At 73.7% G+C, this 8,779-nt stretch carries 7 protein-coding genes; 4 read left to right on the top strand and 3 right to left on the bottom strand.

Annotated features, from left to right (window positions below; all coding sequences use genetic code 11):
• Nucleotides 1-102 precede the first annotated feature (102 nt).
• Nucleotides 103-1,164 (bottom strand): SGNH/GDSL hydrolase family protein, encoded by a 1,062-nt coding sequence (locus tag AB0I73_RS26365; RefSeq protein WP_363041265.1) that lies wholly within the window; start codon nucleotides 1,162-1,164, stop codon nucleotides 103-105.
• Between the two features lie 176 nt (nucleotides 1,165-1,340).
• Here AB0I73_RS26365 and AB0I73_RS26360 point away from each other — a divergent pair, with 176 nt between their 5' ends.
• On the top strand, nucleotides 1,341-2,729 hold the full coding sequence (locus AB0I73_RS26360) for a cystathionine beta-synthase (protein WP_363041263.1): 1,389 nt from the start codon (nucleotides 1,341-1,343) through the stop codon (nucleotides 2,727-2,729).
• Between the two features lie 432 nt (nucleotides 2,730-3,161).
• Here the strand turns inward: AB0I73_RS26360 and AB0I73_RS26355 are convergent, their stop codons facing one another.
• On the bottom strand, nucleotides 3,162-3,599 hold the full coding sequence (locus AB0I73_RS26355; protein ID WP_363041261.1) for a hypothetical protein: 438 nt from the start codon (nucleotides 3,597-3,599) through the stop codon (nucleotides 3,162-3,164).
• 219 nt (nucleotides 3,600-3,818) lie between these two features.
• Between AB0I73_RS26355 and AB0I73_RS26350 the strand changes: the two genes are divergently transcribed.
• Together AB0I73_RS26350 and AB0I73_RS26345 are read left to right on the top strand one after the other, a co-directional pair.
• Nucleotides 3,819-4,661 carry a MurR/RpiR family transcriptional regulator gene (locus AB0I73_RS26350; protein WP_109382465.1) on the top strand — a complete coding sequence of 281 codons (843 nt, stop codon included), beginning with the start codon at nucleotides 3,819-3,821 and terminating at the stop codon, nucleotides 4,659-4,661.
• A 115-nt stretch (nucleotides 4,662-4,776) separates the two neighbouring features.
• Nucleotides 4,777-5,358: a hypothetical protein gene (locus tag AB0I73_RS26345; RefSeq protein WP_363041259.1), complete on the top strand. Its 582-nt coding sequence runs from the start codon at nucleotides 4,777-4,779 to the stop codon at nucleotides 5,356-5,358.
• A gap of 38 nt (nucleotides 5,359-5,396) precedes the next feature.
• Here the strand turns inward: AB0I73_RS26345 and AB0I73_RS26340 are convergent, their stop codons facing one another.
• Nucleotides 5,397-6,800, bottom strand: coding sequence for a diaminopimelate decarboxylase (locus AB0I73_RS26340; RefSeq protein ID WP_363041257.1), 1,404 nt, complete (start codon nucleotides 6,798-6,800; stop codon nucleotides 5,397-5,399).
• A gap of 194 nt (nucleotides 6,801-6,994) precedes the next feature.
• On the opposite strand from AB0I73_RS26340, the gene hutU reads away from it, so the two are divergent.
• Nucleotides 6,995-8,710, top strand: a complete 1,716-nt coding sequence (gene hutU, locus AB0I73_RS26335; protein ID WP_363041255.1) for a urocanate hydratase — start codon at nucleotides 6,995-6,997, stop codon at nucleotides 8,708-8,710.
• Nucleotides 8,711-8,779 lie beyond the last annotated feature (69 nt).

Below are 8,779 nucleotides of genomic sequence, written 5' to 3'. Positions count from 1 at the left end.
CGTTGAGGGGTGGTGGTCGGGCGACGGGTGGGCTGCTTGGGAAGCTACCCGGCCGTGGTGGCGGGGTCACGAGGGGCGCGGTGTGACTCTGGCCGCAGTTTACTAAGCGCTTGCTTTGGCCTGGGATCCCCCGGAATCCGCCGCCGGAGCGGATTCCGGCTCGAGCTCCGGTTCCGGCACCCGGCGGCGCTTGCGGCGCTTGAGGAGGGCCCAGCGACCCCGGAGGCCCGTCGGCGCGGCCGCCGTGACCTCGGTGCCCGCCTCCGAAGCGGCCTCGGCCGCCGCCCGGGCGACAGGGAGGAAGCCCTCGCGGCGGGCCGCGTCGGGACGCTCCTCCAGCGCGGGCCACAGTCCGAGCACGGCGCAGACGGTCGGCAGGACGGCCATGGCGGCCGTGGCGTACCCCTCGGCGGAGGGGTGGTAGTTGTCGGGGCCGAAGAGCTCGCGGGGGTTCGCCGCGAACTCGGGGCCCAGCAGATCGCCCAGTGACACCGTGCGCCCGCCCTGTTCGACCGTGCCGATCGTCTGGGCCGCCGCCAGCTGCCGGGAGGCCCGCCGGGCCAGCCAGCGCAGGGGCTGCCACACCGGCTCGATCGTGCCCAGGTCCGGGCAGGTGCCGACGACGACCTCCGCTCCGGCCGTCCGCAGCCGGCGTACCGCCGAGGCCAGGTGACGGACGGAGAGGGCGGGCGACAGGCGGTGCGTGACGTCGTTCGCGCCGATCATGATCACGCAGATGTCGGGCACCCGGGCCGGATCGGCCAGGGCCCGGCTCACCTGCCGGTCCAGGTCGTCGGAGCGGGCTCCGGGCACCGCCACCGTGCTCAGCCCCACGGGCCGTTCCGCGATCGCCGCGACGCCCGACGCCAGCAGCGCGCCCGGGGTCTGCCCGGCCCGGTGCACCCCCTGGCCGGCGGCCGTGGAGTCGCCCAGCATCGTCAGCCGCAGCGCCGGTTCACCGGGCACCGTGTGGGCGGCGCCGTACAGGCCGTCCGCGTTCGGTACGTGAGGAGCCGCGCCGTTGCCCACCCGCCGCCGCGCCAGCTGGGCCTCGGCCAGCAGCAGCCCGACGGCGGCCGCACCGGCCAGCCCGACGCCCCCGCCGCCGTACGCCGCCCCCGCCGCGATCCGCCGGGCCACTCTCGCCCTCGACATGCGTGTCATGCCTCGCCGCCACCTCCTCGAAGCCGTACACCCAGTGCTTGCCCCGTACGGACCGTGGTCCAATCTCGACGGTGGGTGAACGACCCGGCCGGGTCGTGGCGGACAGCGGCTCAGGAGCAGGCTCTAGGCTGGCAGCACCACGACAACCACACCTTTTGCAGCATCCGGAGACAACGGTGCAATTCCACGACTCGATGATCAGCCTTGTCGGCGACACCCCGCTCGTGAGGCTCAACAACGTCACCAAGGGCATCGGGGCGACTGTCCTGGCCAAGGTGGAGTACTTCAACCCCGGCGGATCGGTGAAGGACCGCATCGCCCTGCGCATGATCGAGGCGGCGGAGAAGAGCGGAGAGCTGCAGCCGGGCGGCACCATCGTCGAGCCGACCAGTGGCAACACCGGGGTCGGTCTTGCCATCGTGGCCCAGCAGAAGGGCTACAAGTGCATCTTCGTCTGCCCCGACAAGGTCTCCCTGGACAAGATCAACGTGCTGCGGGCGTACGGGGCGGAAGTGGTCGTCTGCCCGACCGCCGTCGACCCCGAGCACCCCGACTCCTACTACAACGTCTCCGACCGGCTGGTCCGTGAGACGCCGGGGGCCTGGAAGCCGGACCAGTACTCCAACCCCAACAACCCGCTCAGCCACTACGAGTCCACCGGTCCGGAGCTGTGGGAGCAGACCGGGGGGAAGATCACCCACTTCGTGGCCGGGGTCGGCACCGGCGGCACCATCTCCGGGACCGGGCGCTACCTGAAGGAGGTCAGCGACGGCCGCGTCAAGGTCGTCGGCGCCGACCCCGAGGGCTCCGTCTACTCGGGCGGCTCCGGGCGGCCGTACCTGGTGGAGGGCGTGGGCGAGGACTTCTGGCCCACCGCGTACGACCGGACCGTCGCGGACGAGATCGTCCCCGTGTCCGACAAGGACTCCTTCCAGATGACCCGGCGCCTCGCCAAGGAGGAGGGCCTGCTCGTCGGCGGTTCGTGCGGCATGGCCGTCGTGGCGGCGCTGCGGGTGGCCGAGCGGCTCGGCGAGGACGACGTCGTGGTGGTGCTGCTCCCGGACAGCGGTCGCGGCTACCTCAGCAAGATCTTCAACGACGAGTGGATGGCCGACTACGGCTTCCTCGAGGACGCCGGCCCGAGCGCCCGCGTCGGTGCCGTCCTCGACCACAAGGAGGGCGGGCACATCCCCTCCCTCGTGCACATGCACCCCGACGAGACGGTCGGGCAGGCCATCGAGGTGCTGCGCGAGTACGGCGTCTCGCAGATGCCGGTCGTCAAGCCGGGCGCCGGCCACCCGGACGTGATGGCCGCCGAGGTCGTCGGCTCGGTGGTGGAGCGGGAGCTGCTGGACGCGCTGTTCAGCAAGCACGCCTCGCTCGAGGACCCGCTGGAGAAGCACATGTCGGCCCCGCTGCCGCAGGTCGGCTCCGGTGAGCCCGTCGCGGACCTGATGGCCGTGCTGGGCAAGGCGGACGCGGCGATCGTCCTGGTCGAGGGCAAGCCGACCGGTGTGGTCGGCCGCCAGGACCTGCTGTCCTTCCTCGCCAAGGACGGGAGCTGACGGACGGGGACCGAGGGGCGGCCGGTGGCGGCCTTCGGCGGAACACCGGTGAACCGGCCGTGCACGCCGTGGAGCAGAGCCGTACGCGATCTCCGCACGTGATCCTCGTGGACTTCGCGGAAGTGGTACGCGGGCGTCATGTGCGCGCAGCACGCGCTTAACACCGGCCCGGCAGAGTGAGGGGTGTCGGCGGGGAGGCGGGGGCACCTCCCAGGCGTTCAGCGCCGGGGGAGGATTCCCTTCCCGGCCGACAGGGAACGGCGTCAAGGGCCTCCGGAGCGGCTCCCGGACCTCCACGGACGCCAGGACGCGGGCCCGGCCGGCCCGCGTCCCCGCGCGGGGACCGCCGTCGTCCCGCCCCCCGGTGACGGGGGTGCGGTGGTCCCCGCGTACCGCCCTCCCGCGGCCGCCCCCGGCGGCCGCCCCGTCTGCTCAGTCCTCCCAGGCGTCGTCCGGCTCCCGCCGTCGGCGGCGGCCGCCGAACAGGGCCGGGTCGACGCGTGCGGCCTGGACGACGTTCACGCCGACGATGCCCAGCCAGGCGACCACCAGGCCGGGCAGGTGGCCCACACCCCCGCCGATCGCGGACAGCGGCACCGCCAGGACCAGGGAGACGATCCCGAAGCCGAAGCGCTCGCCCCAGCTGTCCGTGGCCTTCGGTTTCCGGGACTCCCGGGCCACCGTCATCTGCTGCTCGGCGAGCTGTCGGCGCACCAGGCGCTCCACCGAGCCGTCGATGCGCTGGTCGACCTTCGCGAGGAACGAGTCGACCAGCGCGGACTCGTACTCGTCGCCCAGTTCCCTGCGGGCCTGCAGGGTGGCGTCGAGTTCCTTCTTCAGCTCGGCGTCCCGCGCGTCCATTCCGCTCATACCGAGCACGGTAGGCAGGCCGACGGCCCGTGACACTGGGGGTAGCCCCCGTTGTCGGCCGGGGGCCCGCGGGGGCCCGGCGCCCGCTCCGGGGCCCGTTCCCGGTCGTGCTCGCCCTCCGTTCGCCTGTATAACGGCATGCAGGAATCGCGGTGTGTGAATAGGCAGAGGACCAGGCCGAGGATCAGACCGGGGAACAGGTCGAGGGGGAGCCACGTCATGAGCGTCACCGAGGGCCCGGGCGCGCGCCTGCAGGCGCTCTTCGAGGGGCACCGGCTGACGCCCACGCAGCGGCGCATCGCGCACAGCATGGTGCGGCGCGCCGCCGACGTCCCGTTCCTGTCCAGCGTGGAACTGGCCGAGCTGGCCGGGGTCAGCCAGCCCTCCGTGACCCGGTTCGCCGTCGCCCTCGGCTTCGACGGCTACCCCGCGCTGCGGCGGCATCTGCGCGAGGTCGCGCCCACCGGGCCCACGCCGGAGACCGGCCCGTACAACGAGTACCAGCAGGCCGTCGAGGCCGAGATCGAGAACCTGCGGCACCTCGCGGAGGTGCTGGCCGATCCGGAGCCCGTACGGCGGGCGGGGCGGATCCTCGCGGACAGCAGGCCGCTGCCCGTGCTCGGGCTGCGCGCTGCGGCGGCGCAGGCCCACGGCTTCGCCTACTTCGCCGCCAAGGTCCACCCCGACGTGCGGCTGCTCAACGAGGGCGGCACCATGCTGCACGACCGCATCGACGCCGCTGCCGGGGCCGGGGCCGGGGCCCTGCTGTGCTTCGCGCTGCCCCGGCATCCCCGCGAGGTCGTCGACGCCCTCACGCACGCCAGGGAGACGGGGCTGACCGTCGTCACCGTCGCCGACTCCGCCTTCGCGCCGGTCGCCAAGGTCTCCGACCTGCTGCTGCCCGCCGCCGTCGGCACCGGGCTCGCCTTCGACACGGCGTGCGCGCCGATGCTGCTGGGCCGGGTGCTGCTGGAGGCGATGTGCGACGACCTGCCCGACGCGCAGGCCCGGCTGGAGGAGTTCGACACGAAGGCGGCGGCCCGCGGTCTGTTCGTGGAGTGACGGCGGGGCGGGGCGGGCAGGGGTGGTGTCTCAGACTTCTCTCACGTCGGTTCACTACCCTGCGCCCCGGGACCATACGGACACTCCACTGACGTGGGACGGGAGGCTGGACGTGATGCGCGGAGGACAGGGGCTGGCTCGGGTGGCCGTCGTCGTACGGGCCGGGGCCGCCCCGCTGTGGTGGCTGGGTGTGTTCGCGGCGGGCATCGGAGTGCTGGTGCCGGGGCTGACCGGCCGCCGGATCGGTGTGCTGGCGGGGGCCGCGCTGTTCCTCGTGGCCATGGCCGTGGTGGCGTGTGCGCGACGGGGGCGGTACCGCGCGCTGGCCCGGCCGGCGGTCCGGGCGGGCAAGCACGATGTGCTCCAGGGCCGTGCGGTCAGCGTGCGCAACTGGCGTCGCGGCCACCGCTGGTGGCTGCTGCTCGCCTTCCTCGCCGCCCTGGGCGGCTCGTTCGCGCTGCCCGCGGCGGGCGGTCTGCTGCTCGCCGGGTGCGGGGCCGGCCTGTGGTGGAAGGCGTCCTGGATCGGCCGCCTGGAGGAGGCCGACCAGAGCCTGCTGTGGGTCCGCGTCGACTGGCTGCGCGCGGGTGCGGGCAGCCCGGCCGGCAAGGGGGTCAAGGCGTACCGCACCACCGGCATCGCGGCGGGCGACGCGACCCCGGGCGGGGCCCGCCGCCGCGCCTCGGCCCTGGCCTGACCCGGGCCGGGTGGTCCGGGCGGTCGGGCGTCGGGTGGTCAGGAGATCAGGGCGTCCACGTGGGCACCGCCCGATTCGGCCACGATCTCCTCGACGCTCTGGGCCGGGCGCACGAGCGCGAACGTGACCCGGCCGGGGCCGTCGGCGGTGAAGCCGTGGACGGCCGGGCGGGGGAGCGAGTTGTACGCGTAGTGGTGGGCGAAGTAGTACGCGCCCGTGTCCAGCGCCGCCGTGTGGTCCCCCTGCTCCAGCAGGGGGAGCGCCTGTCCCCGGGCGAGCAGGTCGCCCGCGAAGCAGGCCGGCCCCGCCACGTCCTGCACCACCGCGGGGCCCTCCTTCGGCACCCCCTTGGCGTCGTACGCGGCGATCCTGAGCGGCCACGCGGCCGGTGCGTACACCGTCCGGGTCGCCACCTGCACGCCCGCGTGCGTCACCGCGACCGGACGCCCGCCGACGCTCTTGGCGTACTCCACCCGGGCGACGACCGTGCCGTGCTTGGCCAGCAGCGACCGTCCGAACTCGGTGACCAGCCCGTACCGCCCGTCGAACAGGCCGGGCACGGTCTCCTTCAGCAGCCGCGCGTACCGCGCGTACGTCGGGTCGGTCGCGTCGGAGGCGAAGTTCACCGGCAGGCCGCCGCCGATGTCGACGGTGTCGACCTGCTGCCGCCCCGCGCGCCGGTTGATCTCCTCCGCCAGCGCGTACGCCTCCGCCACCCCCCTCGCCATCAGGGGCAGCGCGATGCCCTGGGAGCCGGTGTGCGTGTGCAGCCGGGTCAGCCACGGCCGGTCCAGGTAGGCCCGCACGACCCACTCCCGCGCTCCCTCGTCGCGCAGCGCCACCCCGAACTTCGAGGTCGCCGTGGCGGTGGACAGCGCCTCGATGGCGCCACCGCCGACCTGTGGGTTCACCCGAATGCCAAAGGAGGAGCGGGGGGATCGGGAGGAACGGAGACCGGCCGACCGCGCCGGGGCGTCGGCCAGCAGGGCGTCGACACGCGCCAGCTCCTGCGGGTTGTCCGCGTTGACGGCGATGCCCAGCGCCAGTGCCTCCCGCAGCTCGGCCGAGGTCTTGGCGGGTGAGTCCAGCACCGTCCGCTCCGGGGGCACGCCCGCCGCCCGCGCCAGCGCCAGCTCACCGGGGCTCGCCACCTCCGCCCCGATGCCCTCCGTGTGCAGCAGCCGCAGCACCGGCACCAACGGGGTCGCCTTCACGGCGAAGGCGTGCAGCACGGGTGTACCGGGCGGTGTCACCGCCGCGAAGGCCGCCCGCAGCTCGGCCGCCGACTCCCGGATGCCGGTGACGTCGAGCAGGGCCGCCAGGGGGCGGCCGGGGCCGAGCAGCCCCTGTTCCACCGCGGCCCGCACCGCCTCGTCCCGCCGGGCCGCCCGCCCGGCTCCCGGCTCGGTCCCGCCGTCCGGGCCGTCCTCGTCATGAGCCACCGCTTCCCTCGTTTCCTCGGTGTTTTCGGCGTTCTCGGTGTTTTCGGCGTTCTCCCTGCCAGTACCCACACGCCCGGCCAAACACCGCCCGGCCGCCCGCACCGGCACACCGGCCGTATTGACTAGCTCTATTCAGGCTGCGAATGTGTGAATATCTGCGGTAAGGGCGGGAGCACGTCACCAGGAGGCGGACCATGTCAGGACCCCGAGTCGTCCGAGCGCCGCGCGGCACCGGACCGAGCGCCCTGGGCTGGCCCCAGGAAGCCGCTCTGCGCATGCTGCAGAACAACCTCGACCCGGAGGTCGCCGAACACCCCGACCAACTCGTCGTCTACGGCGGCACCGGGAAGGCGGCCCGCGACTGGCGCTCCTTCGACGCCATGGTCCGCACCCTCAGGACCCTGAAGCAGGACGAGACGATGCTCGTCCAGTCCGGCCGTCCCGTCGGCGTCATGCAGACCCACGAATGGGCCCCGCGCGTCCTCATCGCCAACTCCAACCTCGTCGGCGACTGGGCCAACTGGGAGGAGTTCCGCCGCCTGGAGGCCCTCGGCCTGACCATGTACGGGCAGATGACCGCCGGCTCCTGGATCTACATCGGCACCCAGGGCATCCTCCAGGGCACCTACGAGACGTTCGCCGCCGTCGCCGCCAAGAAGTTCGGCGGCACCCTCGCCGGGACCATCACCCTGACCGCCGGCCTCGGCGGCATGGGCGGTGCCCAGCCGCTCGCCGTCACCATGAACGACGGCGTCGCGATCTGCGTCGACTGCGACCCCCGCGCCATCGACCGCCGCATCGAGCACCGGTACCTGGACGTGCGGGCCGACTCCCTCGACCACGCCCTGCGGCTGGCCACCGAGGCCCGCGACGCCCGCCGACCGCTGTCGATCGGCGTCCTCGGCAACGCCGCCGAGGTGCTCCCGCAACTCCTCGCCCTGGGTGCCCCCGTCGACATCGTCACCGACCAGACCTCCGCCCACGACCCGCTGGCCTACCTGCCCGCCGGGGTCGCCTTCGAGGACATGGCCGACGCCGCCGCCAAGGACCCGGCCGGCTTCACCACCCGCGCCCGCCGGTCCATGGCCCGGCACGTCGAGGCGATGGTCGGCTTCATGGACGCCGGAGCCGAGGTCTTCGACTACGGCAACTCCATCCGGGGCGAGGCCGAACTCGCCGGATACGACCGGGCCTTCGCCTTCCCCGGCTTCGTCCCCGCCTACATCCGCCCGCTGTTCTGCGAGGGCAGGGGCCCCTTCCGCTGGGCCGCCCTGTCCGGCGACCCCGCCGACATCGCGAAGACCGACCGGGCCGTCCTCGAGCTGTTCCCGGAGAACGAGTCCCTGGCCCGCTGGATCCGACTGGCCGGTGAACGCGTCCACTTCCAGGGCCTGCCCGCGCGCATCTGCTGGCTCGGATACGGCGAGCGGGACAAGGCCGGCGAGCGGTTCAACGAGATGGTCGCGAGCGGCGAGCTGTCCGCCCCCGTGGTCATCGGCCGCGACCACCTCGACTGCGGCTCCGTCGCCTCCCCGTACCGCGAGACCGAGGCCATGCTCGACGGGTCCGACGCGATCGCCGACTGGCCCCTGCTCAACGCGATGGTGAACGTGGCGTCCGGGGCCTCCTGGGTGTCCGTCCACCACGGCGGCGGGGTCGGCATGGGCCGTTCCCTGCACGCCGGCCAGGTGACGGTCGCCGACGGCACCCGTCTGGCCGGCGAGAAGATCCGGCGGGTGCTGACCAACGACCCCGGAATGGGCGTCATCCGGCACGTGGACGCCGGATACGACATCGCGGACTCGGTGGCGTCGGAGCGAGGGGTGCGCGTGCCGATGCGCGAAGGGCACGAGGGTCGCGAAGGTCACGAGGGTCACGAGGGCCGTGAGGGTGAGGGTGAGAGCGCGTGACCCACGACGAGAGCGGGACCCACGGCGCCGCACCGGCCCCACCGGCCACGGCGACGAGCCCGCTGACCC

Origin of the sequence: Streptomyces sp. NPDC050388 (assembly GCF_040655635.1) — a bacterium.
GTDB lineage: Bacteria > Actinomycetota > Actinomycetes > Streptomycetales > Streptomycetaceae > Streptomyces.
This window is presented reverse-complemented; position numbering and strand designations above follow the sequence as displayed.

Coding starts and splice junctions, on each gene's coding strand:
- AB0I73_RS26365 (WP_363041265.1), bottom strand. CDS start 1,164: ATGACACGCATGTCGAGGGCGAGAGTGGCCCGGCGGATCGCGGCGGGG.
- AB0I73_RS26355 (WP_363041261.1), bottom strand. CDS start 3,599: ATGAGCGGAATGGACGCGCGGGACGCCGAGCTGAAGAAGGAACTCGAC.
- AB0I73_RS26350 (WP_109382465.1), top strand. CDS start 3,819: ATGAGCGTCACCGAGGGCCCGGGCGCGCGCCTGCAGGCGCTCTTCGAG.
- AB0I73_RS26345 (WP_363041259.1), top strand. CDS start 4,777: ATGCGCGGAGGACAGGGGCTGGCTCGGGTGGCCGTCGTCGTACGGGCC.
- hutU (WP_363041255.1), top strand. CDS start 6,995: ATGTCAGGACCCCGAGTCGTCCGAGCGCCGCGCGGCACCGGACCGAGC.